General features: G+C 67.0%; 21 protein-coding genes and 1 pseudogene. 10 read left to right on the forward strand and 12 right to left on the reverse strand.

All coding sequences use genetic code 11. The features are described 5' to 3' along the window. The first annotated feature begins 29 nt into the window (after nucleotides 1–29). Nucleotides 30–1,454: an aspartate ammonia-lyase gene (locus PSm6_RS09605; protein WP_031288292.1), complete on the forward strand. Its 1,425-nt coding sequence runs from the start codon at nucleotides 30–32 to the stop codon at nucleotides 1,452–1,454. Between the two features lie 148 nt (nucleotides 1,455–1,602). On the opposite strand, the gene PSm6_RS09610 is transcribed toward PSm6_RS09605, so the two are convergent. Both PSm6_RS09610 and pdxR read right to left on the reverse strand, forming a co-directional pair. Beyond that, a complete protein-coding gene (locus PSm6_RS09610; RefSeq protein ID WP_043247430.1) occupies nucleotides 1,603–2,574 on the reverse strand; it encodes an IS110 family RNA-guided transposase in 972 nt (323 codons plus the stop codon). A gap of 679 nt (nucleotides 2,575–3,253) precedes the next feature. After that, a complete protein-coding gene (pdxR, locus tag PSm6_RS09615) occupies nucleotides 3,254–4,720 on the reverse strand; it encodes a MocR-like pyridoxine biosynthesis transcription factor PdxR (protein WP_021220956.1) in 1,467 nt (488 codons plus the stop codon). Between the two features lie 89 nt (nucleotides 4,721–4,809). Here pdxR and PSm6_RS09620 point away from each other — a divergent pair, with 89 nt between their 5' ends. The 4 genes from PSm6_RS09620 (at nucleotide 4,810) to PSm6_RS09635 (ending at nucleotide 9,794) form a co-directional block, all read left to right on the forward strand. Continuing rightward, nucleotides 4,810–5,442, forward strand: coding sequence for an FMN-binding negative transcriptional regulator (locus PSm6_RS09620; RefSeq protein ID WP_021220957.1), 633 nt, complete (start codon nucleotides 4,810–4,812; stop codon nucleotides 5,440–5,442). A 21-nt stretch (nucleotides 5,443–5,463) separates the two neighbouring features. After that, entirely contained in the window at nucleotides 5,464–5,907 is a 444-nt protein-coding gene (locus tag PSm6_RS09625; protein WP_021220958.1) for a GNAT family N-acetyltransferase, read from the forward strand. Nucleotides 5,908–5,920: 13 nt separating this feature from the next. Continuing rightward, entirely contained in the window at nucleotides 5,921–6,604 is a 684-nt protein-coding gene (locus tag PSm6_RS09630; protein WP_265170117.1) for a GNAT family N-acetyltransferase, read from the forward strand. A 286-nt stretch (nucleotides 6,605–6,890) separates the two neighbouring features. After that, a complete protein-coding gene (locus PSm6_RS09635) occupies nucleotides 6,891–9,794 on the forward strand; it encodes an autotransporter family protein (RefSeq protein ID WP_265170119.1) in 2,904 nt (967 codons plus the stop codon). Between the two features lie 383 nt (nucleotides 9,795–10,177). Here PSm6_RS09635 and PSm6_RS09640 read toward each other — a convergent pair whose 3' ends face one another. Then, complete coding sequence (locus PSm6_RS09640; RefSeq protein ID WP_043243066.1) at nucleotides 10,178–10,894, reverse strand: hypothetical protein; 717 nt, start codon at nucleotides 10,892–10,894, stop codon at nucleotides 10,178–10,180. Nucleotides 10,895–10,952: 58 nt separating this feature from the next. After that, the gene (locus PSm6_RS09645; RefSeq protein WP_043243067.1) at nucleotides 10,953–11,771 is read right to left on the reverse strand and encodes a helix-turn-helix domain-containing protein; all 819 of its coding nucleotides are present in this window, start codon (nucleotides 11,769–11,771) and stop codon (nucleotides 10,953–10,955) included. Between the two features lie 168 nt (nucleotides 11,772–11,939). Here PSm6_RS09645 and PSm6_RS09650 point away from each other — a divergent pair, with 168 nt between their 5' ends. The 3 genes from PSm6_RS09650 (at nucleotide 11,940) to PSm6_RS09660 (ending at nucleotide 14,904) form a co-directional block, all read left to right on the forward strand. Beyond that, nucleotides 11,940–13,388, forward strand: a complete 1,449-nt coding sequence (locus PSm6_RS09650; RefSeq protein ID WP_021220963.1) for an alanine/glycine:cation symporter family protein — start codon at nucleotides 11,940–11,942, stop codon at nucleotides 13,386–13,388. A 159-nt stretch (nucleotides 13,389–13,547) separates the two neighbouring features. Beyond that, complete coding sequence (locus PSm6_RS09655) at nucleotides 13,548–14,537, forward strand: asparaginase (protein ID WP_265170121.1); 990 nt, start codon at nucleotides 13,548–13,550, stop codon at nucleotides 14,535–14,537. Between the two features lie 166 nt (nucleotides 14,538–14,703). Continuing rightward, nucleotides 14,704–14,904 (forward strand): DUF2191 domain-containing protein, encoded by a 201-nt coding sequence (locus PSm6_RS09660; RefSeq protein ID WP_021220965.1) that lies wholly within the window; start codon nucleotides 14,704–14,706, stop codon nucleotides 14,902–14,904. 24 nt (nucleotides 14,905–14,928) lie between these two features. Here PSm6_RS09660 and PSm6_RS09665 read toward each other — a convergent pair whose 3' ends face one another. The 3 genes from PSm6_RS09665 to PSm6_RS09675 all read right to left on the reverse strand — a co-directional run bounded on the left by PSm6_RS09665 (nucleotide 14,929) and on the right by PSm6_RS09675 (nucleotide 18,791). Beyond that, nucleotides 14,929–15,369, reverse strand: a complete 441-nt coding sequence (locus PSm6_RS09665; protein WP_265170122.1) for a CBS domain-containing protein — start codon at nucleotides 15,367–15,369, stop codon at nucleotides 14,929–14,931. A gap of 169 nt (nucleotides 15,370–15,538) precedes the next feature. Then, on the reverse strand, nucleotides 15,539–17,359 hold the full coding sequence (oadA, locus tag PSm6_RS09670) for a sodium-extruding oxaloacetate decarboxylase subunit alpha (RefSeq protein WP_021220967.1): 1,821 nt from the start codon (nucleotides 17,357–17,359) through the stop codon (nucleotides 15,539–15,541). Between the two features lie 16 nt (nucleotides 17,360–17,375). Next, the gene (locus tag PSm6_RS09675; protein WP_021220968.1) at nucleotides 17,376–18,791 is read right to left on the reverse strand and encodes an acetyl-CoA carboxylase biotin carboxylase subunit; all 1,416 of its coding nucleotides are present in this window, start codon (nucleotides 18,789–18,791) and stop codon (nucleotides 17,376–17,378) included. Nucleotides 18,792–18,992: 201 nt separating this feature from the next. On the opposite strand from PSm6_RS09675, the gene PSm6_RS09680 reads away from it, so the two are divergent. Then, complete coding sequence (locus PSm6_RS09680) at nucleotides 18,993–19,940, forward strand: LysR family transcriptional regulator (protein WP_031288296.1); 948 nt, start codon at nucleotides 18,993–18,995, stop codon at nucleotides 19,938–19,940. Here PSm6_RS09680 and PSm6_RS09685 read toward each other — a convergent pair. The 5 genes and pseudogenes from PSm6_RS09685 to PSm6_RS09705 form a co-directional block, all read right to left on the reverse strand. Then, a complete protein-coding gene (locus PSm6_RS09685) occupies nucleotides 19,882–20,106 on the reverse strand; it encodes a PA3496 family putative envelope integrity protein (protein WP_081672315.1) in 225 nt (74 codons plus the stop codon). The genes PSm6_RS09680 and PSm6_RS09685 overlap by 59 nt on opposite strands. A 112-nt stretch (nucleotides 20,107–20,218) precedes the next feature. Then, nucleotides 20,219–21,507 (reverse strand): annotated as a pseudogene (locus PSm6_RS09690) (NAD(P)/FAD-dependent oxidoreductase). Then, a complete protein-coding gene (locus PSm6_RS09695; RefSeq protein WP_265170123.1) occupies nucleotides 21,504–22,247 on the reverse strand; it encodes an amino acid ABC transporter ATP-binding protein in 744 nt (247 codons plus the stop codon). Before PSm6_RS09695 ends, PSm6_RS09690 begins: the two are co-directional and overlap by 4 nt. Next, on the reverse strand, nucleotides 22,244–22,900 hold the full coding sequence (locus PSm6_RS09700; RefSeq protein ID WP_265170124.1) for an amino acid ABC transporter permease: 657 nt from the start codon (nucleotides 22,898–22,900) through the stop codon (nucleotides 22,244–22,246). The genes PSm6_RS09695 and PSm6_RS09700 overlap by 4 nt, the downstream gene beginning before the upstream one ends. Before the next feature lie 61 nt (nucleotides 22,901–22,961). Continuing rightward, nucleotides 22,962–23,720 carry an ABC transporter substrate-binding protein gene (locus PSm6_RS09705; protein ID WP_265170126.1) on the reverse strand — a complete coding sequence of 253 codons (759 nt, stop codon included), beginning with the start codon at nucleotides 23,718–23,720 and terminating at the stop codon, nucleotides 22,962–22,964. Between the two features lie 173 nt (nucleotides 23,721–23,893). On the opposite strand from PSm6_RS09705, the gene PSm6_RS09710 reads away from it, so the two are divergent. Then, nucleotides 23,894–24,670 carry an IclR family transcriptional regulator gene (locus PSm6_RS09710; RefSeq protein ID WP_263403863.1) on the forward strand — a complete coding sequence of 259 codons (777 nt, stop codon included), beginning with the start codon at nucleotides 23,894–23,896 and terminating at the stop codon, nucleotides 24,668–24,670. The last annotated feature ends 16 nt before the right edge of the window (nucleotides 24,671–24,686 follow it).

The following is a 24,686-nucleotide window of genomic DNA, read 5'->3' on the forward strand; positions in this document are numbered from 1 at the left end:
GCCGTGTCTTCCCTGAGATGTATTACATCATGTCCTCCGCTGCATCCTTTCGTGTAGAAAAAGACCTGCTCGGCACCCTCGAAGTCCCCGCTGATGCCTACTACGGCATCCAGACCCTGCGCGCCGTGCAGAACTTCCGCCTGTCGGGCGTGCCCCTGTCGCACTACCCGAAGCTGGTGATCGCCCTGGCGATGGTCAAGCAGGCCGCCGCCGATGCCAACAAGCAGCTGGGGCACCTCAACGCGGAAAAGCACGCCGCCATCAGCGAGGCCTGTGCCCGCCTGATCCGCGGTGATTTCCACGACCAGTTCGTGGTCGACATGATCCAGGGCGGCGCCGGCACCTCCACCAACATGAACGCCAACGAGGTGATCGCCAACATCGCCCTCGAGGCCATGGGCCGCAACAAGGGCGAGTACGCCTACCTGCACCCGAACAACGACGTGAACATGGCGCAGTCCACCAACGACGCCTACCCCACCGCCATCCGCCTGGGCCTGCTGCTCGGCCACGACGCGCTGCTGGCCAGCCTCGACAGCCTGATCCAGGCCGTCGCCGCCAAGGGCGAGGAGTTCTCACACATCCTCAAGATGGGCCGTACCCAGCTGCAGGACGCCGTGCCCATGACCCTGGGCCAGGAATTCCACGCCTTCGCCACCACCCTGGGCGAAGACCTCGGCCGCCTGCGCAGCCTGGCGCCGGAACTGCTCACCGAAGTGAACCTCGGCGGCACCGCCATCGGCACCGGCATCAACGCCGACCCGGGCTACCAGCACCTGGCCGTCGAGCGCCTCGCCACCATCAGCGGCCAACCGCTCAAGCCCGCCGCCGACCTGATCGAAGCCACCTCGGACATGGGCGCCTTCGTGCTCTTCTCCGGGATGCTCAAGCGCACCGCGGTCAAGCTGTCGAAGATCTGCAACGACCTGCGCCTGCTCTCCAGCGGCCCGCGCACCGGCATCAACGAGATCAACCTGCCGGCACGACAGCCGGGCAGCTCGATCATGCCCGGCAAGGTCAACCCGGTGATCCCGGAAGCGGTCAACCAAGTCGCCTTCGAAGTGATCGGCAACGACCTCGCCCTGACCCTGGCAGCCGAAGGCGGCCAGCTGCAGCTGAACGTGATGGAGCCGCTGATCGCCTACAAGATCTTCGACTCGATCCGCCTGCTGCAACGCGCCATGGACATGCTGCGCGAGCACTGCATCGTCGGCATCACCGCCAACGAAGCCCACTGCCGCGCACTGATGGAGAACTCCATCGGCCTGATCACCGCGCTGAACCCCTACATCGGCTACGAGAACTCCACCCGCATCGCCAAGGAAGCGCTGGTCAGCGGCCGCGGCGTGCTGGAGCTGGTGCGCGAGGAGAAGCTGCTGGACGAGTCCATGCTCGCCGACATCCTCCGCCCGGAAAACATGATCGCCCCGCGCCTGGTGCCCCTGAAGGCCTGACGCGACACCTGACTCACCAGGAGGGGCCCTGCCCCTTCATCCTTCAAGGATGGCGCCAGCCATCCTTTTTTTCGCCTGTGGAAAAGGGGTTATCCACAAGCCCTTCACTGGCACGGAGCCTCCCGGGACGTAGATACCGTCTTGATCCCTAGTGAGCAAGGGCCAGTTTTACGTCGTACGGCTGGCCCGATTTCAAGACGCCATAAGCGATGTTCAGCAGCTTACGCATCGCTGCACAGATGATCTGCATGCCGGTCTTGCCCTTGGCTCTGAGGCGTTCTCTCATCGCTTTGATCGCCCCGTTGTGCTGCAGGGCGCAAACGGCAGGCATGTACAGCCCAGCACGCAGCCGCGATGAGCCCATCTTGGAAATGCGGGTCTGCCCCCGGTACTTACCAGACTCCTGCAAACGCGGGTTGAGTCCGGCAAAGGCGGTAATCGCGCGGCTGCTGGTGAAGCGATGAGGGTCGCCCAGCTCCGCCAGGATCAGGGCGGCTGTCTTGTCCGCGATGCCATCGATGCTGGTCAACAGATCACGTTTGCCACGCAGATCCGGGTCATTGTCGATGTGGTCGTTGATGGCCTTGAGGGTTTCCTCGATCTGTTGCTCGATGTGCCGCAACACTGAGCGGATCGACTCCTGCACGCTGGTATCGGCCACCTCCAGGCGATTGCTCTCCATCTGCTGGATTTCCTGCAGATCCGCCAGGCGCCGCATCAGTGCTTTCAGGCGCCGTATGGCGCGAGGTTCAGGCTGCCAGGGCCGTAGCTCGTCTTGGTGGCGCTCGCCGTATTCGGCGATCAGCTTGGCGTCGACCTTGTCAGTTTTCACGCGCTGCAGCTGACTGCGGGCGTAGTGGGCGATCTGCGCAGGGTTGAGGACGCAGACCCGATAGTTCTGCTCCAGCAGCCATTCGGCCAGGGCTTCATGGTGGATGCCGGTGGCTTCCATCACGACCCAGGCACCCGCCTCGCTGTGCTTGTTCAGCCACTCCTGCAGCGTGCGAAAGCCCGCCTCGCTGTTGGCCAACTTGGCCTTGGTGCGGTACTTGCCGTTCGCCTGCAGGGTGGCGATATCAAACGTGTGCTTCGCAATGTCGACACCAATGACACTGGGCATGTGTGCTCCTCCTGATCGTTCCAAATGCGATCATCACTGCACCCGGCCCAACCTTGTGAATGCGAGCTCTGGGCTCAAGATACCGTTCGGGCTGTTCGAGTGAGTGTGGAGGGGCGGAGCACTATCTACGTCGCAGGCTCAGGGCCTAAGGGTGGACACGACTTCCAGCCCCTCCCCCGATGATCAGTCGGGAACTATTACCCCTGAAGGGGTAGTTAGTCGAGATACAAGGGTGGATAACGCTCTTTTTATCCACCGAGCGGAGCCGATCCCAGCAACGATGCCCACTGCCCGGTAGGAGCGAATTCATTCGCGATGGAGCCGCAGCCACCCGGGGCTATCCAGCGGGCGACAAGCCTTTTCGCGGCTGAAGCCGCTCCCACGACAAGCACCGCAAGCGCCGGTGAATCGGAGCCAACCCCAACGCCGAAACGGTGGACCGATGGAGCGGGGTCCACCCTACATCGACCGACGCACCGTGCCCGCACGGACCCTCCCGCTGGGTAGGGTGGATAACGCTCTTCTTATCCACCAAGCGGGGCCGATCCCAGCACCTCTGCTCACCCCGTGGGAGCGAATTCATTCGCGATGGAGCCGCAGCCACCTGGGGCTATCCAGCGGGCTGCAAGCCTTTTCGCGGCTGAAGCCGCTCCCACAAGTGCCTCCCAACACCTGCCGGTTACAGCCTCCACGCCTTGCGCAACGCCGCCAGGGCCTTGGCGATCTCCGCCTCGGGCACGGCGGCGAAGCCCAGCACCAGCCCGGCGCGGTTATCCACAGGCGGCTCCTCCCCCGGCAGCCAGTAGCTGCTCAGGCCGTTCAACTCCACGCCGGCTCCTTCGGCCGCCGCGATCAACTCGCGCTCGCGGGCGAGGCTGTCGACCCGCACGCACAGGTGCAGCCCGGCTTCCACTGCCGGCATCGGCGCGCAGCCGGGGATATCCACAGGCCAGCCGGCCAGCAACGCATCGCGGCGGCTGCGGGCGGCGGTGCGCATGCGGCGGATGTGCCGCTGGAAGTGCCCGGCGGCGATGAACTCGGCCATCACCGCCTGGGTGCCGATCTCCGAATGGCGCATGTCCAGGGCGCGGCGCCGGGCGAAGGGCTCCACCAGGGCCGGCGGCAGCACCAGGTAGCCCAGGCGCAGCGCCGGGAAGGCGATCTTGCAGAAGGTGCCGACGTAGAGCACCCGGCCCTGCCGGTCCAGCGCTGCCAGGGGGGCCAGGGGCGTGCCGCTGTAGCGGTACTCGCCGTCGTAGTCGTCCTCGACTATCCAGCCGTCGTGGCGCTCGGCCCAGTCCAGCAGCTCCAGGCGCCGCGCCAGGCTCAGGGTCACCCCGGTGGGGTACTGGTGGGACGGCGTGACATAGGTGAGGCGGCAATCCCCGGCTCGCTCCAGGGCGGCGGTATCCAGCCCATCCGCGTCCACCGGGATGCCGGCGAGCTGCGCACCGGCCACGGAGAAGGCATGGCCGGCGGCGCGGTAGCCGGGGTTCTCGATGGCCACCCGGTCCCCCGGCTCCACCAGCAGTTGCGCGCAGAGGCTGATGGCCTGCTGGGCGCCACAGGTGACGATCACCTGCGCCGGGTCGCAGTGCAGCCCCCGGCCGTTGCGCAGGTAGGCGGCGATCAGCTCGCGCAGCTGCCAGTCGCCGGCCGGGTCGCCATAGCCCAGGCGCGCTGGCGAAGGCTTGCGCCAGAAGCGCGCCGAGAGCCGCGCCCAGGTCTCGAAGGGGAACAGGTCGAAGGCCGGCACGCCCACGCGGAAGGCACGGGGTGGCCCGATCAGCGGCCGACTCAGGTGATGGGCTTGCAGGCGCTGCAGCGCCTCGCTCGTCGCGGCCTTGGCCTGCACGGCGGGCGCCGGCCTCGAGGCTGTGGATAACTCCGCCACATAGGTGCCATCGCCGATGCGGCCCTCCACGTAACCCTCGGCGTAGAGCTGGTCGAAGGCGCGGGTCACGGTATTGCGCGAGATGCCCAGCAAGGCCGCCAGGTCCCGGCTCGCCGGCAGCCGCGTGCCGCTTTGCAGGCGGCCATCGAGAATGCGTTCGCGCAGCCCCTCGTAGAGCTGGCGGGCCAGACCCTGGCGCGCATCGAGGCGGATGCCGGAAAGATCTACGGGGAGCGGCACGGCAATCGGCATGGATTGGCCCCATGGAAGTCGCAGGAAATGGCTCTTACAACGGGCCAATATCCTGCCTAGGATGTTTCCATCACGCCAGGAGATTCGCCATGTACCTGCCCGCCTCCTTCCGCCAGGAAGACCTCGCCGAACTGCACCTGCAGATGCGCCAGAGCCGCCTGGCCACACTGGTCTGCCAGGGCGCCGACGGGCTGGTGGCCAGCCACCTGCCGCTGCTGCTGGAAGCCGGCGAAGGCGAGTACGGCACCCTCTATGGTCACTTCGCCAAGGCCAACCCGCAGTGGCGCGCGCTGGCCGACGGCGCCGAGGCGCTGGTGGTGTTCAACGGCCCCGACGCCTACGTCAGCCCCGCCTGGTACGCCGCCAAGGCCGAACACGGCAAGGTGGTGCCGACCTGGAACTACATCGCCGTGCACGCCTACGGCCAGGCCGAGGTGTTCGACGACGCCGAGCGCCTGCTGCAACTGGTCGGCCGCCTCAGCGACCAGCACGAAGCCGGGCGCCCGCAGCCCTGGGCGCTGAGCGACGCACCCCGCGACTACATCGACGCCATGCTGCGCGCCATCGTCGGCTTCGCCCTGCCCATCCGCCGTATCGAAGGCAAATGGAAGCTCGGCCAGAACCGCAGCCAGGCCGACCAGGCCGGCGTACGCGAAGGCCTGGCCGGCAGCGCCGACGGGCGCGACCGCGAACTGGCCCAGCGCATGGCCCCCACTCTCTGACCCCCCCTGTAAGGAAGCAGCATGTCCCTCGAAATCCGCCCGGTCAGCGCCGCCGACCACGCCGTCTGGTTGCCGCTGTGGCAGGGCTACCAGCGTTTCTACAAGACCGAGATCGCCGCCGAGACCACCGAGCAGACCTGGCAGCGCTTCCTCGATGCAGCCGAGCCCGTGCACGCCGCCCTCGCCTGGCAGGGCGACCGCGCCGTCGGCCTGGTGCACTTCATCTATCACCGCTCCTGCTGGACCGTGGGCGATTACTGCTACCTGCAGGACCTCTATGTGCAGGACGGCCTGCGCGGTGCCGGCGTCGGCCGCGCGCTGATCGAGCACGTCTACGCCCAGGCCCGGGCCGCCGGCGCCTCGCGGGTGCACTGGCTGACCCACGAAACCAACACCGACGCCATGCACCTGTATGACCGCATCGCCGATCGCTCCGGCTTCCTCCAGTACCGCAAGCTGCTCTGACCAGGAATCTTCCATGAACGACGAAACACAACTCGACTGGCAACCCGTACCCACCCCGGCCCGTGCGCCCCTCGACGGTCGCTTCGTGCGCCTGGAGCCGGTGGACGCCAGCCGCCACGGCGACGACCTCTGGCCTGCGCTGCAAAGCCCGGACGGCGACCCCCGCCTGTGGGACTACCTCGGCTACGGCCCCTTCGCCGATCGCGCGGCCTTCGATGCCTGGCTGAAGGGCAACCAGGCCAGCATCGACCCGCAGTTCTTCACCGTGATCGACCGCGCCAGCGGCCGCGCCGTGGGCCTGCTCAGCTACCTGCGCATCGCCCCCAACGACGGCTGCATCGAGATCGGCCACATCGCCTTCGGCGCCCCCATGCAGCGCTCGCCCGCCTCCACCGAGGCGGTCTACCTGCTGGCGCGCCTGGCCATGAGCGAGCTCGGCTACCGCCGCCTGGAATGGAAGTGCAACGCCCTCAACGCCCGCTCCATGCGCGCCGCCGAGCGCCTGGGCTTCACCTATGAAGGGCTGTTCCGCCAGCACATGGTGGTCAAGGGCCGTAACCGCGACACCGCCTGGTTCTCCATCATCGACAGCGAATGGCCAGCGGTGCGCGACGCCTTCGAGGGCTGGCTGGCTGTGGATAACTTCGATGGCCAAGGCCAGCAGAAGCGCCGCCTGGAGGACTTCAGGAAAACCTGAAGGCGGCCCACGCCTCGTAGGATGGGTAGAGGTACGAAACCCATCATTGCGGAGCGCCCCATGACCGCATGGGTTTCGCTTCGCTCTACCCATCCTACGGACTGATGCATAAGGGTTTCGCTTCGCTCGGGGACACCGCCCCAGCCCATTCGAATCAGCCCCCACGTAAACGGGAGCCCATCAAGAAAAAGCTCCCTTATTCCGGTAACCCTTCTGTTACGAAACCGTAAGACTTCTTCCTTATAAACAGCGGCCAGCCAACAAGATCATTACAAAGGTTGCCGCCATGAACCGCACGCTGTCCCCGCTCGCCCGCTGCGTCGCCCTCGCCCTGACCGGCTTCTCCACCTTCGCCGGTGCCGCCACCGTCACCGTGAACACCGCCACCACCACCGGCCAGGTGCTCACCGGGGAAACCACCCTGCAGGTAGGCAGCTCCGGCAGCATAACCACCAGCGGCAAGAGCGTGGAGCTGAAGAACGCCACCAGCGGCGCCGGGGTGATCGTCGACAACAGCGGCCTGATCAAGTCCACCGGCGATCGCGGCCTCGACAGCTCGGGCAGCAACGCCTCGCGCACCTACCAGATCATCAACCGCGAAGGCGCCACCATCGACGCCTCCAAGCAGGGTATCCGCATCAGCGGCGACCTGGCCGGCACCCACGTGACCATCGACAACGCCGGCACCCTCATTTCCCAGACCGACCGCGCGATCATGCTCAAGGACCTCAAGACCAATGTGCAGATCGACATCACCAACCGCGCCACCGGCCTGATCCGCGGTGTGCGCGAAGACGCCATGCGCGTCGGCAACAACGCCACCATCACCAACTACGGCGAGATCAGCAGCGGCGACATGACCAACGCCGACGCCAAGTTCGACGGCATCGACTTCGACGCCTCCACCGGCGGCAAGGTGGAGAACCACGGCACCCTCTCCGGCGGCCGCCACGGCATCACCACCGATGTCGGCGCCGAACTGATCAACTACGCGGGCGGCGTGATCATCGGCCGCAACGGCTCGGGCTTCGGCTCCGACGGCAACGGTCGCGTCACCAACTACGGGCGCATCACCGGCGCCTACAACGGCCTGGTGCCGGACGGTGACGGCGATGGCGTGGACATCGACGGCGAGGGCTGGATCGACAATCACGGCATCATCGAAGGCACCGGTGCCGGCGGTTTCAAGGACGGCTCGGCCAACACCAGCGAAGGCATCGCCATGGGCGGCGGCACCATTTATAACCGCGCCGGCGCCACCATCAGCGGCGCGGCCAACGCCATCCTCATCGACGACAGCGCCACCGGCGGCGCGCCCTATGCCACCTACCTGGAGAACTTCGGGCAGATCCTCGGCCTGGGCGGCGATGCCGTGCGCATCATCGGCGACAAGAACGACACCGTGATCAACGGTGGCCTGATCAGCAGCACCGGCGGCGTGGCCCTGGACCTGGGCGGCGGTGCCGACAGCCTGACTCTGCGCAGCGGCAGCCAGTTCGTCGGCCTGGTGGACGGCGGCGCCGGCCGCGACGCGCTGACCCTGGATGATGTCGGCGGCGGCAGCTTCGGCAACAGCGCCAACTTCGAATGGCTGAAGGTCAGCGCCGGACGCTGGACCCTGGATACGCAAGACTTCAGCGAAGGCGGCGAAGTGCTGGCCAGCGCCGAGCTGGTCAACCTCGGTCGCATCGGCGGCACCCTGGGCGTCGCCTCGGGCGCCACCTACGCCGGCGGCGGCCATGTGGATAACCTCAACCTGGCCGCCGGTTCCACCCTGGCCTTCGCCGTAGCCGCCGATGGCAGCCACAGCCCGCTGCTGGCCGACGGGCATATTGCCCTCGACGGCGCCCGCCTGGACGTGCGCGCCAGCGCCGGCACCTACCCGAACACCAGCCACTACCAGGTGATCCAGGCCGCCGACGGCGTCAGCGGCCGCTTCGCCAGCGTCACCAGCAACTTCGCCTTCCTCACCCCGACCCTGCGCTACGAAGCCGACAGCGTGGAGCTGGACCTGACCCGCAACGACGTTGCCTTCGCCGACGTGGCCACCAACGGCAACGGCGCCAATGTCGCCAACAGCATCAGCGCCCAGGGCAGCCCGCAGCTGTACAACGCCCTGGTCACCAGCAGCACCAGCGAAGCCCGCGACGCGCTCAACCAGCTGGCTGCACCGAACAACGCCAGCCTCGCCGGCAGCACCCTGGGCAGCACCAGCCAGGTCAGCGGCGCCATGCTCGGCGCCCTGCAGTCCTTCAGCGGCGGCCTCGGCGGCAACCTGCAGAGTTCGCTGAACGTCGAAGACGGCCCGCTGCTGGCCGCCACCGGCGTGCCGGCGGATGCCCGCAACCTCAACGACCCGTCCGCTCTCGGCCGCCTCTGGGTCCAGGCCCTGGGCAGCCACGGCAACCTCGACGGCAGCCAGGGCGGCCACGACCTGGACAGCGACACCCGTGGCGCCGTGGTCGGCGCCGACTGGGCCATGGGCAGCGACTGGCGCCTGGGCGTGCTCGGCGGTTATTCGCGCACCGACCTGGAGGCCGGCAGCGGCTTCGAAGGCGATGTCGACAGCCTGCACCTGGGCGTCTACGGCCTGCGCCAGGACGGCCCGGTGGCCCTGCGCCTGGGTGCTGCCTACAGCCGCCACGACGGCGACAGCAAGCGCGACGTGGCCTTCGGCGGCTTCACCGACCACCTGCGCGGCAGCTATGACGCCGAAAGCTTCCAGGCCTTCACCGAGGTGGGTTACGCCATGGGCAGCGGCAACATCCAGGCCGAACCCTTCGCCGGCATCGGCTACCAGTACTACGCCCGCGACAGCTACGACGAGAAAGGCGGCGCCGCCGCCCTGCACGTGGACGACCAGGACCAGGGCAACCTCACCAGCACCTTCGGCGTGCGCATCGCCCGCCTCGACACCCTGGACAACGGCATGGCCTTCACCCCGCGCCTCTCGGTGGCCTGGCGCCACGTCTACGGCAACGTCGACAGCAGCACCCGTCAGTCCTTCCTCAGCGGCGGCAGCGCCTTCAGCGTCGAAGGCAGCGCCCTGGACCGCAACAGCCTGCTGCTGGACGCCGGCTTCGACATCGGCCTGAGCAGCACCCAGAGCGTGGGCCTGGGCTACAGCGGCGAGCTGGGCGGCAACGCGCAGAACCACGCCATCGTCGCCCAGTGGCAGATGGGGTTCTAAACGCAAAGGGGCCGCTACGCGGCCCTTCGCGGCTGAAGCCGCTCCCACGGGTGGCGCCGAGCGTCGCCCGCACTGTGGAGCATCCCGCTGGGTAGGGTGGATAACGCTCTTTTATCCACCGAGCGGAGCCCATCCCAGCACCACTGCTAACCCCGTGGAATTCATTCGCGATGGAGTCACTCGCCACCTGCCACGCTGTTCGGGTGGCAGATTCTTCGCGGCTGAAGCCGCTCCCACAGGGGGGCACTGCGCACTGGCCGAGCAGGGAGGCATCCTGAAGTACCGCGACGGTGGACCGGTGAAGCGGGGTCCACCCTACGGTCGCCGGGTGCGGCGTGCCTCGGAATGCGGCTCGAGCCCCTACAACCCGCGAAGCGCTTCCTTCAATAGGCGCGGCAGGCCCCCAGGGCCACGGTTTCCAGCAGGCGTTCCTTGCGCTGGCTTTCGCCGTCGAACTCGGCGATCGGGGGTTGGTGGCTGGCGGGGTTGGTGAAGGCGAGGCTAACCATCAGCTTGTAGGTCTGGTAGCGGTTGCGCACCGGGCGGGTGCCGGGGCAGTCGGGGAAGTTGCCGCTCTCGGTCACCAGCACTTCCTGGCAGTTTTCATCGTCCAGGTGCTTTTCATAGCGGTCGGTGCCGCTGCGGTAGGTCTTGCCGGCGCATTTGAGCCGGCGCACCGACTTGCTGCAGAACCCCGGCGCCGTGCAGCTCTCGCTGCTGTCGCGCTCCGTCCGGTCTTCCTTGGACTCGCGCCAGTAGGCGCGGATGTCGTAGCGCAGCCCACTCTCCCGGCTGGCGAGGAAGAAGGAGCGGCCGGAATAGGCTTCCGACGGCACGCTGACGCTGAAGTCGCTGCGCTCGTTGTGCAGGCGCATGTCGGCGGACCACATGGGCTTCGGGTTGAACTCCAGCCCCATATGGCCCTGGCGCAGTTGCACCTCGTCGCTCAATTGCAGGGGCTGGCTGTCGCGGGTGTAGAGGTAGCCCTGGCTGCTGAGGTTGTTGAGGCCGCTGCAGCCGGCCAGGGAAAGGCCCAGCAGGCCCATGAGCAGGGAGGTCGGCAGCGCGCGTCGAGTGCGGGCCGGTGGAACAGGAAGCATGGCGTTCATTCCTTGATCAGAAGATTGCAGTCCGTGGTCGAGGTAGCGGCTAGGCCGCTCACTCGATCTCGAACAGCCCGTTCTTCAACGGCGCGACGTCCAGGCGCTGGCGGATGTCGGCGTCGATGCGCGGGTCGTCGGGGCGGTAGAGCATCACCTGGCGGTAGGCGCTGACGCGGTTGATCTCCGGGCCCAGGTATTCCCACACCACACGGGTGCAGGCGGGGTTGCGGCGGTCGCCGCTGGAGACGCCGGTCTTCAGGCCGTTGAGGCGGGTGATGCGGCTCTTGAAGCTGGGGATGAGGATGGTCTGGCTCATCTCGTTGACGGTGAGCGACTCGTAGTCCATCAGGAACACCCGGTCCTGCAACTGGAAGGCGGCGCCCAGGTAGCGGCAGCGCACCCAGTCCTCGGCCTGCACGTCGGTGCTGCTGGAGCGCTCCTGGCGTTCCTGGCGCTCGAAGAGGAAGGTGCCGCGCTCCTCCCACAGGTGCACCAGGGACAGCAGGATGGTGCCGGGCACCGACATGCAGTTGGAGTATTCGAAGTAGTAGCCGCAATAACGCGACAGGTTGCCGGACTCCTCCCGCAGCGGGCGCAGCAGGTCCAGCAACGGGTCGCTGGCCGGGGTCGCGCCGCTTTCCGGACGGCGCGCGCCGATCAGGCGGGCGAACTGTTCGGCCGGCAGGCTCAGCTCGTAATCCTCGACACCGAAGAAATCACCGATGCGCTTGAGGTTGTAGGCCGTCGGACGGCTCTGCCCGCTGAGGTACTTGTTGAACTGCGCACGGTTGATCGCCAGCTTGCGGCAAACCTCCGCGATAGAGCGGTAGTGGCTGCAGAGCAGCTTGAGGTTTTCCCCCAGATTGTCCGACAAGGTCTGAACTCCCCCGATGCGAGCGGCGCGAATATAGCATCAACTCGCGTCACCTCGAATAAACCTGCGAAATTGCCTGACCAATGGCCCTTGGCCAAACATGCGCGCCTTGGCCACGACCCGCTCGCGGCGTTCACCGTCCGAACAATAAGAATCGAGGAATTCTCCATGCTCGAAATGCTCAACGATTTCCTGTCCGGGAAAGTGCTCATCGTGCTGATCGTCGGCTTGGGCAGCTACTTCACGCTGCGCTCCCGCTTCGTTCAGTTCCGTCACTTCGGCCATATGTTCGGCGTGTTCAAGGAATCCATCCGTGGCCAGGCTGGCCAGCTGAGCTCCTTCCAGGCCCTGATGCTGAGCCTCGCCGGCCGCGTCGGTGCGGGCAACATCGCCGGTGTCGGCATCGCCGTGACCCTCGGCGGCCCGGGCGCCGTGTTCTGGATGTGGGTGACCGCCCTGGTCGGCATGTCCAGCAGCTTCTTCGAGTGCACCCTGGCCCAGGTCTACAAGCGCGCCGACGGCGACGGCCTGTACCGCGGCGGCCCGTCCTATTACATCCAGCACGGCCTGAAACTGCGCTGGATGGCGATGGTATTCGCGGTCCTGCTGCTGGTCACCTACGGCTTCGCCTTCAACGGCCTGCAGTCCTTCACCGTCACCCACTCGCTGGAAAACGCCTTCGGCCTTCCGGTGCAGTACACCGGCATCGGCCTGGCCGTGCTGCTGGGCCTGGTGTTCATTGGCGGCATCAAGCGCATCGCCTCGGTCTCCGACCTGCTGGTCCCGGTGAAAACCCTGGCCTACATCGGCGTGACCCTGTACGTGATCGCCACCCAGATCGAACTGGTCCCGGACATGCTGGTGACCATCGTCAAGAGCGCCTTCGGCCTGGAACCGGCCTTCGCCGGCCTGCTGGGCAGCGCCATCGTGATGGGCGTGAAGCGCGGCGTGTTCGCCAACGAAGCCGGCCTGGGCAGTGCGCCCAACGTCGCCGCCGTGGCCGCCGTGAAACACCCGGCCGCCCAGGGCGTGGTCCAGGCGTTCAGCGTGTTCCTCGACACCTTCGTGATCTGCACCTGCACCGCGCTGCTGATCCTGCTCTCCGGCTTCTACACCCCGGGCTTCGAAGGCGACGGCATCGTCCTGACCCAGAACTCGCTGGCCGCCGTGGTCGGTGACTGGGGCCGCATCTTCGTCAGCGTGGCACTGAGCCTCTTCGTCTTCACCTGCATCCTCTACAACTACTACCTCGGCGAGAACGCCCTGCAGTTCCTCCTCGGCCGTAGCCGTGTGGCCCTGCTGAGCTACCGTGGCCTGGTACTGGCGCTGATCTGCTGGGGCTCGATGCAGAACCTGGGCACCGTGTTCGCCTTCGCCGACATCACCATGACCTGCCTGGCCTTCGTCAACCTGATCGCCCTGGCCATGCTGATCAAGGTCGGCCTGCGGGTGATGCGCGACTACGACGAACAGCGCAAGGCCGGTATCGATCAGCCGGTGTTCGACTCCGCCAAGTTCGCCGACCTGGACCTGGACCGCGCCGCCTGGCCGGCCAACCCGGCCGTCGAGGCAGCGCCGCAACAGGCCCCTGCCGGCCTGGCGGAAAGCCACCGCTAAGCGCTCCCCGCGCTGCACCGGATGCCGCTTCTCCGCCCTGCGGGGAAGCGGCATCGTCGTATCAGGCAACAGTTTCTGGTGGGATCGGCTCGCGATAGCGGCCAGATTCGGCGTTATGCTGGCCCACCGTTTTATTCCCCGAGTGAACCAGGACAAGGCATGAGCGCAGTCAACAACCTCTTCGTCCTCTATACCGGCGGCACCATCGGCATGCTGCAGACGGCCCAGGGCCTGGCCCCGGCCGGTGGCTTCGAGGCGCGCATGCGCGAGCACCTGGCCAGCACCGGCGCGCCGGCACCGCAGTTCGCCTTCCACGAAATGCTGCCGCTGCTGGACAGCGCCAACATGACCCAGGCCCAGTGGCTGGCCATGCGCGACCGCATCGTCGACGCAGTGGTCGAAGGCGGCCACGACGCCGTGCTGCTGCTGCACGGCACCGACACCCTGGCCTACAGCGCCGCTGCCCTGAGCTTCCTGCTGCTGGGCCTCGGCGTGCCGGTGGTGCTCACCGGCGCCATGCTCCCGGCGGGCGCCGAAGGCAGCGATGCCTGGCCCAACCTGTGCGGCGCGCTCGCGGCCCTGCAAACCGGCGTGGAGCCGGGCGTGCACCTGTATTTCAACGGCGAGCTGATGCATGGCGCGCGGGTGAGCAAGCTGCGCAGCGACGCCTTCGACGCCTTCACCGTGCTGCCACGCCAACGCAACGGCGAACGTGCCGACGTGCTGCCCGCCCTGCTCGGCTTCAACACCCGTCGCGCACCGGTGAACCTGGCGGTGCTGCCGCTGTTCCCCGGCCTGCAGGAGAGCCATGTGCAGGCGCTGCTGGATTCCGGCGTGCAGGGTCTGTTGCTGGAGTGCTACGGCAGCGGCACCGGCCCGTCCGACAACGCCGAGCTGCTGGCTGTGCTCAAGGCCGCGCACCAGCGCGGCGTGGTACTGGCCGCCATCAGCCAGTGCCCGGCCGGGCACGTGGAATTCGGCGTCTACGCCGCCGGCAGCCAACTGGCGGCCAGCGGCCTGGTCTCGGCCGGCGGCATGACCCGCGAAGCCGCCCTGGCCAAGCTCTTCGCCCTCATCGGCGCCGGCCTCGCCCCCGCCGATGTCGAACGCTGGTTCGCCCTGGACCTGTGCGGCGAACGGGTAGCCTGACGAACCGCAAGGGCCGCGCCGCGGCCCCAACCACCGCCCGCACGACCTAACCGGCGTGCGTAGGGTGGACCCCGCTTCACCGGTCCACCGTTGCGGAGCTCCAGGCGACACCGCCGGTGGATGAAAAAGGCGTCATCCACCCTACACACGGATGGGAGACCGAGACATGCGGATCACCGTCACCCTCGACGACACGCTCTACCAGCAGGCATTGGAAATGGCCGATCCGGATATGGACGAGGCCGATATCTTCCACGAAGTCTTCAGGACCTTCGTACGCGTCCAGGCAGGGAAGCGCCTCGCCGCCCTGGGGTCCAAGGCACCCGAAATGCAGGACGTGCCACGTCACCGTGAAGACGGGGCGTGACCATTAACGTTCCGGCGACACGACTCAGGTCACCTCACCCCGGATGTACTGCTCCAGGTGCTGGATCAGCGCGTCCTGTTCGGCGATGGCTTCCTTGACCAGGTCGCCGATGGACAGCAGGCCGACCAGTTGGCCGTCTTCCACCACCGGCAGGTGGCGCAGGTGGCGGTCGGTCATCAGCGCCATGCACTCGCGGATGCTTTGCCGGCCATTCACCGTCAGCACCGCTTCGGTCATGAATTCGCGCACCGGCGTGACCACCGACGAACGCCCTTGCAGCACACCCCGACGGGCGTAGTCACGCTCGCTGACGATGCCCACCAGGCGGCCCTCCTCGACCACCGGCAAGGCGCCGATATTGTGTTCGGCCAGCAGGCGCAGGGCATCGAGCATCGGCACTTCGGCGCCGACGGTGTGCACCTGCTGGAGCGGCTTGGCGTGGAGCATCTGGGCAACGGTCTTCATCGGTGAACCCCTTCAGTGATCGTGATTGGCGCCCAGCATGCCGTCGCCGGCCGGTGCCCGGCCAAACGGTGATTTGCATGGCGGCCATTGAAAGTTTTGTGGCCGAGACCTGGAAAAAGCGCAAAAAAAGGGGAGCCCGTGGGCTCCCCAGGGGACTGCTTGCTCGGGATCACTCGATCTCGATCAGGACCTCGCCCGGGTTGACCCGGTCGCCCTTGGCGATGTGGATGGCCTTGACGGTGCCGGCGATGGGCGCCTGCACTTCGGTCTCCATCTTCATGGCTTCGGTGATCAGCACGGCCTGGCCGGCCTTGACGCTGTCGCCTTCCTTGACCAGTACATCGACGATGTTGCCCGGCATGGTGGTGCTGACATCGCCCGGTGCGCTGGCGTGCTTGCGCTTGCTGCTGCTGCCGGCGACGAAGTCGTTGAGCGGCTCGAACACCACCTCTTCCGGCATGCCGTCGATGGACAGGTAGAAGTGGCGCTTGCCGTCGGTCTTCACGCCGACGCCGGTGATGTCCACGCGGTAGCTCTCGCCGTGCACGTCGACCACGAACTCGGTGGGCACGCCTTCGCCGCCGACCGGGGCCGCACCCTGGCCGTTGGGGATGGGCAGCAGCTCCTCGGGCTTGAGGGTGCCGGCTTCACGCTCCTCGAGGAACTTGCGCCCGATGTCGGGGAACATGGCGAAGGTGAGGACGTCTTCCTCGCTCTTGGCCAGGGCGCCGATTTCCTTGCGCAGCTTGTCCAGCTCGGGCTTGAGCAGGTCGGCCGGGCGCACGTCGATGACGTCTTCGTTGCCAATGGCCTGGCGGCGCAGCTCTTCGTTGATCTGGCCCGGGGCCTTGCCGTAGCGGCCCTGAAGGTAGAGCTTCACCTCGTTGGTGATGGTCTTGTAGCGCTCGCCGGCGAGGACGTTGAAGAACGCCTGGGTGCCGACGATCTGCGAGGTCGGGGTGACCAGGGGCGGGAAGCCGAGGTCGGCGCGCACGCGCGGGATCTCTTCCAGCACCTCGCCCATGCGGTTGAGGGCGCCCTGCTCCTTGAGCTGGTTGGCGAGGTTGGAAATCATCCCGCCCGGCACCTGGTTGACCTGCACGCGGGTGTCGACGCCGGTGAACTCGCTTTCGAACTGGTGGTACTTCTTGCGCACGGCGTGGAAGTACATGCCGATTTCCTGGATCAGCTCCAGGTCCAGGCCGGTGTCATAGGGCGTGTTGCGCAGGGCCGCGACCATGGACTCGGTGCCCGGGTGGCTGGTGCCCCAGGCCATGCTGGAGATGGCGGTGTCGATGCGGTCGGCGCCGTTCTCGATGGCCTTGAGCTGGCACATGCTGGCAACGCCGGCGGTGTCGTGGGAGTGGATCACCACGTCCAGCGGCAGGGCATCCTTCAGCGCCTTGACCAGCTCGCCGGTGGCGTAGGGGGTCAGCAGGCCGGCCATGTCCTTGATGGCGATGGAGTCGACGCCCATGGCGGCCATGGCCTTGCCCTGGGCCACGAAGGCATCGATGGTGTGCACCGGGCTGGTGGTGTAGGCGATGGTGCCCTGGGCATGCTTGCCGGCGGCCTTCACCGCCTCGATGGAGACGCGCAGGTTACGCACGTCGTTCATGGCGTCGAAGATGCGGAACACGTCGATGCCGTTGACCGCCGCCTTGGCCACGAAGGCCTTGACCACGTCGTCGCTGTAGTGGCGGTAGCCCAGCAGGTTCTGCCCGCGCAGGAGCATCTGCAGGCGGGTGTTGGGCAGCGCGGCCTTGAGCTTGCGCAGGCGCTCCCACGGGTCTTCCTTGAGGAAGCGCACGCAGGCGTCGAAGGTGGCGCCGCCCCAGACTTCCAGCGACCAGTAGCCGACCTTGTCCAGCTTGTCGCAGATGGGAAGCATGTCTTCCAGGCGCATGCGGGTGGCCAGCAGGGACTGGTGCGCGTCACGCAGGATGGTGTCGGTGACGCTGATCTTCTTGGTTTCGAGGGTCTTGCTCATGTTCTGCATCCTTCCCTTACAGGCCCGCGTGGGCGGCAATGGCGGTCGCGATGGCGATGGCCAGGTGCGACGGGTTGCGCTTGATCGAATACTGGGTCAGCTCCGGGTGGCTTTCGACGAAGCTGGTGTTGAACTGGCCGCTGCGGAATTCGGGATCGCGGAGGATCTCCTGGTAGTAGGCCGCGGTGGTCTTGACCCCTTGCACGCGCATGTCATCCAGCGCGCGCAGGCCGCGGTCCAGTGCCTCTTCCCAGGTCAGCGCCCAGACGATCAGCTTCAGGCACATGGAGTCGTAGAAGGGCGGGATGGTGTAGCCGGTGTAGATCGCCGTGTCGGTGCGCACGCCGGGGCCGCCGGGGGCGTAGTAGCGGGTGATCTTGCCGAACGAGGGCAGGAAGTTGTTCTTCGGATCCTCGGCGTTGATGCGGAACTGCAGGGCGAAGCCGCGGTGGATGATGTCCTCCTGCTTCACCGAGAGCGGCAGGCCCGAGGCGATACGGATCTGCTCGCGGACGATGTCGATGCCGGTGATTTCCTCGGTGATGGTGTGCTCCACCTGCACCCGGGTGTTCATCTCCATGAAGTACACCTCGCCCTCGGCGAGCAGGAACTCCACGGTGCCGGCGTTCTCGTAGCCCACCGCCTTGGCGGCGCGCACGGAGAGGTCGCCGATGTAGGCACGCTGCTCGGGGGTGAGCTGTGGGCTGGGGGCGATCTCGATGAGCTTCTGGTTGCGGCGCTGGATCGAGCAGTCGCGCTCGAACAGGTGCACGGTGTTGCCGAAGCTGTCGGCCAGGACCTGGGCCTCGATGTGCTTCGGGTTGACGATGCATTTCTCCAGGAACACCTCGGCCGAGCCGAAGGCCTTGGTCGCCTCGGAGATGACCCGCGGGTAGGCCTGCTCCAGCTCGGCGCGCGAGTTGCAGCGGCGAATGCCACGGCCGCCACCGCCGGAAGTGGCCTTGAGCATCACCGGGTAGCCGATGCGCTCGCCCTCGCGCAGGGCCTCTTCGAGGTCCGCCACGTTGCCTTCGGTGCCCGGGGTGACCGGTACGCCGGCCTTGATCATGCTGCGGCGGGCTTCGGTCTTGTCACCCATGCGGCGGATCACTTCCGCCGACGGGCCGATGAAGCGGATGCCGCGCTCGGCGCAGATGTCCGCCAGCTCGGCGTTTTCGGAGAGGAAGCCGTAGCCGGGGTGCAAGGCGTCGCAACCGGTTTCCACGGCCAGGTTCACCAGCTTGCGCGGGTTGAGGTAACCGGCCAGCGGGTCCTCGCCGATGCTGTGGGCCTCGTCGGCACGCTTGACGTGCAGGGCGTGGCGGTCGGCGTCGGAGTAGACGGCCACCGAGCGGATGCCCATCTCGGCGCAGGCACGCACGATTCGGACGGCGATCTCACCCCGGTTGGCGATGAGGATTTTCTTGATCACGAGCGTTCCCTCGACCAAGTGAGCAGGCGAACGGCGAGCCGTTCGGCGAGTGACCGCCGGTGCTGTAGCGGTGCGTGATTAACCTACGCCCAGCCCTGGGATAACCCAAATCAATAATTATTGGGGTATCCATTAGGAAAGCCTTATAGTCGCCGCCGCGACCCCACGTTTTCGAGGCCCTACCCTATGCGCAAGACCCTGCTGCGCATGACACTGCGCCAGCTCCAGGTGTTCCGTGCCGTGTTCGAGACCCGCTCCTACAGCCGAGCGGCGGAGGAGATGGCATTGACCCAACCGGCCGTCAGTCTGCAGATCCGCCAGCTCGAAGAACTGGTAGGCCAGCCGCTGTTCGAGTACGTGGGCAAGAAGCTCTACCAGACCGACGCCGCCGAGGCGCTGTACGTGGCCAGCAGCGACATCTTCCAGCGCCTGGCCAGCCTCGACATGCAGCTTTCGGATCTGCAGGGCTCGCTGCAGGGCCAGCTCAACCTGGCGGTGGAATCCAGCGCCAAGTACTTCGTGCCGCACCTGTTCGCCGCCTTCAAGCAGCAGCATCCGGACGTGAGCCTGCACCTGGCGGTGGTCAACCGCGCCCAGGTGATCAAGCGCCTGGCGGACAACCGCGACGACCTGGTGATCATGTCCCTGGTGCCCCAGGACATGGCCCTGGAATTCCTGCCCTTCCTCAACAACCCGATCATCGCCGTGGCGCCACCGGACCACCCGCTGTGCCACGCGCGCAGCCTGACGCTGAAGGACCTGGAGCCCTTCCCGTTGCTGATCCGCGAGGCGGGCTCGGGCACCCGCAAGGCCTGCGAGGAATATTTCCAGCAGAAGCGCGCGCACTTCGCCCAGACCCAGGAAGTCGCCTCCCTGGATGCCCTGCGCGAATGCGTGGTGGCCGGCCTCGGCCTGGGGCTGCTGCCCCGCCATGCGGTCAGCCTGGAGCTGGCCACCGGCGTATTGCGCGAGCTGCCGGTGGAGGAGCTGCCGCTCTACCGCAGCTGGTGCGTGGTCCACGCCAAGGGCAAGCGGCTGTCACCGGTCGCCCAGGCGCTGATGGCCTTTATCCGCGAAGAACGCGCCCAGATCAGCACGCTTTCCCAGCGGTTCGACGGCGCTCTGCCGTTGACGACAACAGGTAGTTGATCGCGATCAGGTCGGGATAGTCGTTCAGCTCTGCCAGCAAGCGGCGCTGTTCGGCGCGGTCCTCGATGGCCCGGCGGAACTGCATCCGGCGCTGGTCTTCGAGTTTGCGCCGGGTCTTACTGTCGATGGCCGGCTCGTCAAAACGCTGTGCATGGTGTCGAGGCATGTCAGGTCTCCCAGGACGAAGTGCGGGAGCACCAGCATCGGCCAGCGGCATGACGCTTTGACGGCAGGCGGGTGACGCTGCGGTGACCGTCTTGCGACAGCCACTGGCACCTTCAAAACAACGCGTCGAGCAGGCGGTACCAGGCGATCCCCGCGCCCAGGTAGAGACGCTGCAGGCCGTGCAGCGGGATGCGCCGCAACGGCGTGATCGGGAAGGGGAAATCCCCGCCCTGCCCCGCCAGGCGCGCCGCCATGTGTCGCCCCAGGCTGGTGGCCAGGGCGATGCCGCGACCGTTGTAGCCCAGCAGCATGGACAGCCCCGGCGCCGGCTCGTGGACATGGGGCAGGAAGTCCTGGGTCAGCGCCACGCGCCCGCTCCAGCGGTATTCGATGGGCACCCCGGCGAGCTGCGGGAACAGCCCGGTGAGCGAGCGCTCCAGGTGCGCCCAGTCGCTGGCCTGGCGCGGCTCGGGGAAGGGACCGCGCCCACCCAGCAGCAGGCGGCCCTGGGCGTCCTGCTTGAAGTACAGCAACAGGCGCCGCGCATCCGAGCAGACCTCGCCCCCGGCAGCACGCTATGGCGCAGGTGCGCGGGCAGCGGCTGGGTGGCGACGATGAAGCTGTTGGCGGCGATCAGCGTCTGGCGCAGGCCGGGCCAGAGATCATCGGTGTAGCCGTTGCCGGCCAGCAGCACACGCTCGGCCCGCACCTGGGCACCGCCGGCTGTGGATAACACCCAGCCGCCCTCCTCGCGGCGCAGGCCGGTGACCCGGCTGTGACCATGGACCTTCGCACCGCGCTCGACAGCCGCACGCGCCAGCCCACGGGCGTAGCTCATGGGCTGGACGCTGCCGGCGCGCGGGTCGACCCAGCCGCCGAGGTAATTGACGCTGCCGATGCGCCGGGCCACGGCCGGCTTGTCCAGCAGCTCCACCTCGACGCCGCGCGCACGCCATTGCCCGGCGCGCTGCTCCAGGCCACGCATGGCCACAGGAGACGCGGCCGGTTGGATCCAGCCCTTGCGGGTGGCGTCGCAGTCGATGCCGAGCCGCTCGATCAGCGCGAACACCTCGTCAGCGGCGCCACCGGCGGCGGCGATCATCGCCTCGCCACGGGCCGCGCCGAACTTGGCGATCAGTTGCTCGGGGTCGAACTTGAGCCCGGGGATCACCTGCCCGCCGTTGCGCCCGGAAGCGCCCCAGCCGGGTTCGCCGGCATCCAGCACGCAGACGCGTACGCCCGCTTCGGCCAGGTGCAGGGCGGTGACCAGCCCGGTGTAGCCGGCGCCGACGATGGCGACATCGGCCTGGGTGCTCTCGCTCAAGGGCGGGGTGGCGACAGCGGGTTTGGCGGTGGCCGCCCAGAGCGAGGACGGCAGGGTGGGCACCAGGGGCGCATTCATGCCGGCACCTCGCCGCTGTTCAGCAGGCGCTTGAGGAAGTCCTGGGTACGCGGGTGGCTCGGTGCGCTCAGCACCTCGCGGGCCGGGCCCTGTTCGACGATGCGACCGCTGTGGAGGAAGCAGACCTTGTCCGCCACATCGCGGGCGAAGCCCATCTCGTGGGTGACCACGATCATGGTCATGCCCTCGTCGGCGAGGCGCCGCATCACCGCCAGCACCTCGCCCACCAGCTCGGGGTCCAGGGCCGAGGTGGGCTCGTCGAAGAGGATCGCCCTGGGCTTCATCGCCAGGGCGCGGGCGATGGCCACGCGCTGCTGCTGGCCGCCGGAAAGCTCGTCCGGGTAGGCGTTCATGCGGTGGGCGAGGCCGACCTTCTCCAGCAGCACCTCGGCCTGGCGCCGGGCTTCGCGGGGGTCTTCCTTCTTCACGTAGATCGGCCCCTCCATCACGTTTTCCACAGCGGTGCGATGGGGGAACAGGTTGAAGCGCTGGAACACCATGGCCACCTGGGTGCGGATCTCGTGGATGCTGTCATGGTGCCGGTCCACCGCCTGGCCGCTGACCAGGATCTCGCCCCGGTCGTGGGTCTCCAGGCCGTTGATGCAGCGCAGCAGGGTGGATTTGCCCGAGCCCGAGGGGCCGATCAGGCAGACCACCTCGCCGCTTTCGATGTTCAGGTCGATGCCTTCGAGCACCGCCAGGCTGCCGAAGCTCTTGTGCAGCTGCTTGATCTCGATCATGGCTTGCTCCTCTTACCGATTCGCGCTTCCAGCCGACGCAGGCCGTAGGACAGCGGCAGGCTCAGCGCCAGGTAGAGCAGCGCCACCAGGGTGTAGACGGTCATGTTCTCGAAGGTCGAGGAGGCGATCAGCTGGCCGGCGCGGGTCATCTCGGCCACCGTGATGGTGGAGACCAGCGAGGAGTCCTTGAGCATCATCACCAGGGTGTTGCCATAGGGCGGCAGGGCGATGCGGAAGGCCTGGGGCAGCACCACCCGGCGCATCACCATGGCGCCGCGCATGCCGAGGGATTCGGCCGCCTCGATCTGCCCCTGGTGGATGGCCTGGATGCCGGCGCGGAAGTTCTCCGCCTGGTAGGCCGAGTAGGCGATGCCGAGGCCGATGACGCCGGCCTGGAAGGCGCTGAGCTGGATGCCGAAGTCCGGCAGCACGAAGTAGATGTAGAAGAGCTGCACGATGATCGGCAGGCCGCGGATGACGTTGACCACGCCGATGGCGAACAGCGAGATGGCGCGGACCTTCGACACCATCATCAGGGCGAAGACCAAGCCGATCACGGAGCTGAGCAGGAAGGACCCGGCCGTGACCTGCACGGTGACCACCGCCCCTTTCAGCAGAATGGGGAGGAAGTCCAGAGCGTTCTGGAGAAACATGGAGGCTACCCGTGGATGGGTTCAGGGAAAGGCCCGCCACGCCGGCGGGCCGCGAGCGCAGTCAGTCGAGCTTCCACTTCGCGATGATGCGGTCCAGCGAGCCATCGGCCTTGATCGCGGCGATGCCGGTGTTGACCCGTTCCAGGGTCGCGGCATCGCCCTTGCGCACGATCAGGCAGACATCGCCCATGATCACCGGCTGGTAGCCCTGCACCAGGCGCACCTTGTCCTGGGTGCCCTGGGCCAGTTGGTAGGCGAGGATCGGGCGGTCGGCGAAGCCGGCCTTGATCCGCCCCAGGGCCAGGTCGCGCATCAGGTCGGCGATGGAGTCGTAGCCGCGCACCTCCTTGAAGATGCCGCGCTTGTTCAGCTCGTCGATGAACACGGTGCCGACCTGGGCGCCGACCACCTCGCCCTCGAGGTCTTCCATGCGGGTATAGGCGGTGGCGTCGTCGGCGCGGACGATCAGCCCTTCGCCGTAGCTGAACACCGGGTCGGAGTACTGCACCACTTTCTCCCGCGCGGGGGTGCGCAGCATGGCGGCGGAGATGACGTCGATCTTGTTCGCGGTCAGCGAAGGGATCAGCGCGGCGAAGGTGGTCTGCTGGATCTCCACCTCGAAGCCGCCGGCCTTGGCCACCGCCTGGGCGGCATCGACCATCATCCCCTGGATGCTCTGGCTCTTGACGTCGAGGAAGGTGAAAGGCACGCCGGTGGCGGTGGCGCCGACCCGGTAGCTCTCGGCACTGGCGGCGAAGGACGTGGCGAGGCCGGCGACGAGGGCGCAGGCGCAGGTGAGGGCACGAAGGCGAGGATGCATGGCAAGTCTCCCATTGGACGCTGTTTATTGTCGTTGTGCGCTATGGATAGCCCCTTCTGAATCGGCAGGGGGCGTTTTCCCGAATATAAACAATTTACAAGAATCGTAAAGTGATTTATAAATATCGAATATCGATATTCAAAGCAGCAGAAAACCCGCTGAAAGGACGCGACATGAGCGATAACAACAACTCACTGTTCAACCAGTCGCTGGAGAAAGGCCTGGCCGTGCTGCGTGCCTTCAACGCCAGGCAGCGCACCATGAACCTGGCCGAAGTGGCCGAGGCGGCGGGCATCAACAAGAGCTCGGCGCAGCGCATGATCCACACCCTCGAAGAGCTGGGCTACGTGCGCAAGCACCCGCAGACCAAGCGCTTCCAGCTCACACCGCGAGTGATGGAGATCGGCTACAACTACCTGGCCGCCGACACCCTGGTGGACGTGGCCAACCCCTTCCTCGCCGAACTGGCGCAGATCACCGGGGAAACCACCAACCTCACCGAGCCCGACGGCCTGGAGATGGTCTACGTGGCGCGCTTCGTGGCGCCCAAGTTCATCCCCATCCACATGCCCATCGGCAGCCGCATCCCCATGTACTGCACCGGCTCCGGCCGCGCCTACCTGAGCGCCCTGGGCGACGACGAAGTGCATGCGGCGCTGGCGGCGAGCGAACTGAAGCGCCACACCCAGCAGACCCTGACCGGCCCGGAGGAAATCTTCGCGCAGATCGAGGCGACCCGGCGCAAGGGCTATGCGATCAACAACGAGGAGCTGTTCCTCGGCGACATGACCATCGCCGCGCCCATCGTCGGCAGCCAGGGGCAGCCGGTGGCTGCCGTGCACGTGGTGGCACCGACCAGCCGCTGGAGCCTGGAGGAAGCGGAACGCAAGCTGGCGCCTGCGGTGATCGAGTGCGCGCGGGCGATCCGCACCTCGATCAGGACCCTCTGAGCGCCGCCTGGCGCTC

Origin of the sequence: Pseudomonas solani, from assembly GCF_026072635.1 — a bacterium.
In the GTDB taxonomy this organism is placed as follows: domain Bacteria; phylum Pseudomonadota; class Gammaproteobacteria; order Pseudomonadales; family Pseudomonadaceae; genus Metapseudomonas; species Metapseudomonas solani.

Bases quoted from the DNA above. Each gene is read 5' to 3' on its own strand.
- PSm6_RS09605 (WP_031288292.1), top strand. From the start codon at position 30: ATGTCCTCCGCTGCATCCTTTCGTGTAGAAAAAGACCTGCTCGGCACC.
- PSm6_RS09610 (WP_043247430.1), bottom strand. From the start codon at position 2,574: ATGCCCAGTGTCATTGGTGTCGACATTGCGAAGCACACGTTTGATATC.
- pdxR (WP_021220956.1), bottom strand. From the start codon at position 4,720: ATGCCGATTGCCGTGCCGCTCCCCGTAGATCTTTCCGGCATCCGCCTC.
- PSm6_RS09620 (WP_021220957.1), top strand. From the start codon at position 4,810: ATGTACCTGCCCGCCTCCTTCCGCCAGGAAGACCTCGCCGAACTGCAC.
- PSm6_RS09625 (WP_021220958.1), top strand. From the start codon at position 5,464: ATGTCCCTCGAAATCCGCCCGGTCAGCGCCGCCGACCACGCCGTCTGG.
- PSm6_RS09630 (WP_265170117.1), top strand. From the start codon at position 5,921: ATGAACGACGAAACACAACTCGACTGGCAACCCGTACCCACCCCGGCC.
- PSm6_RS09635 (WP_265170119.1), top strand. From the start codon at position 6,891: ATGAACCGCACGCTGTCCCCGCTCGCCCGCTGCGTCGCCCTCGCCCTG.
- PSm6_RS09640 (WP_043243066.1), bottom strand. From the start codon at position 10,894: ATGCTTCCTGTTCCACCGGCCCGCACTCGACGCGCGCTGCCGACCTCC.
- PSm6_RS09650 (WP_021220963.1), top strand. From the start codon at position 11,940: ATGCTCGAAATGCTCAACGATTTCCTGTCCGGGAAAGTGCTCATCGTG.
- PSm6_RS09655 (WP_265170121.1), top strand. From the start codon at position 13,548: ATGAGCGCAGTCAACAACCTCTTCGTCCTCTATACCGGCGGCACCATC.
- PSm6_RS09660 (WP_021220965.1), top strand. From the start codon at position 14,704: ATGCGGATCACCGTCACCCTCGACGACACGCTCTACCAGCAGGCATTG.
- PSm6_RS09665 (WP_265170122.1), bottom strand. From the start codon at position 15,369: ATGAAGACCGTTGCCCAGATGCTCCACGCCAAGCCGCTCCAGCAGGTG.
- oadA (WP_021220967.1), bottom strand. From the start codon at position 17,359: ATGAGCAAGACCCTCGAAACCAAGAAGATCAGCGTCACCGACACCATC.
- PSm6_RS09685 (WP_081672315.1), bottom strand. From the start codon at position 20,106: ATGCCTCGACACCATGCACAGCGTTTTGACGAGCCGGCCATCGACAGT.
- PSm6_RS09695 (WP_265170123.1), bottom strand. From the start codon at position 22,247: ATGATCGAGATCAAGCAGCTGCACAAGAGCTTCGGCAGCCTGGCGGTG.
- PSm6_RS09700 (WP_265170124.1), bottom strand. From the start codon at position 22,900: ATGTTTCTCCAGAACGCTCTGGACTTCCTCCCCATTCTGCTGAAAGGG.
- PSm6_RS09705 (WP_265170126.1), bottom strand. From the start codon at position 23,720: ATGCATCCTCGCCTTCGTGCCCTCACCTGCGCCTGCGCCCTCGTCGCC.
- PSm6_RS09710 (WP_263403863.1), top strand. From the start codon at position 23,894: ATGAGCGATAACAACAACTCACTGTTCAACCAGTCGCTGGAGAAAGGC.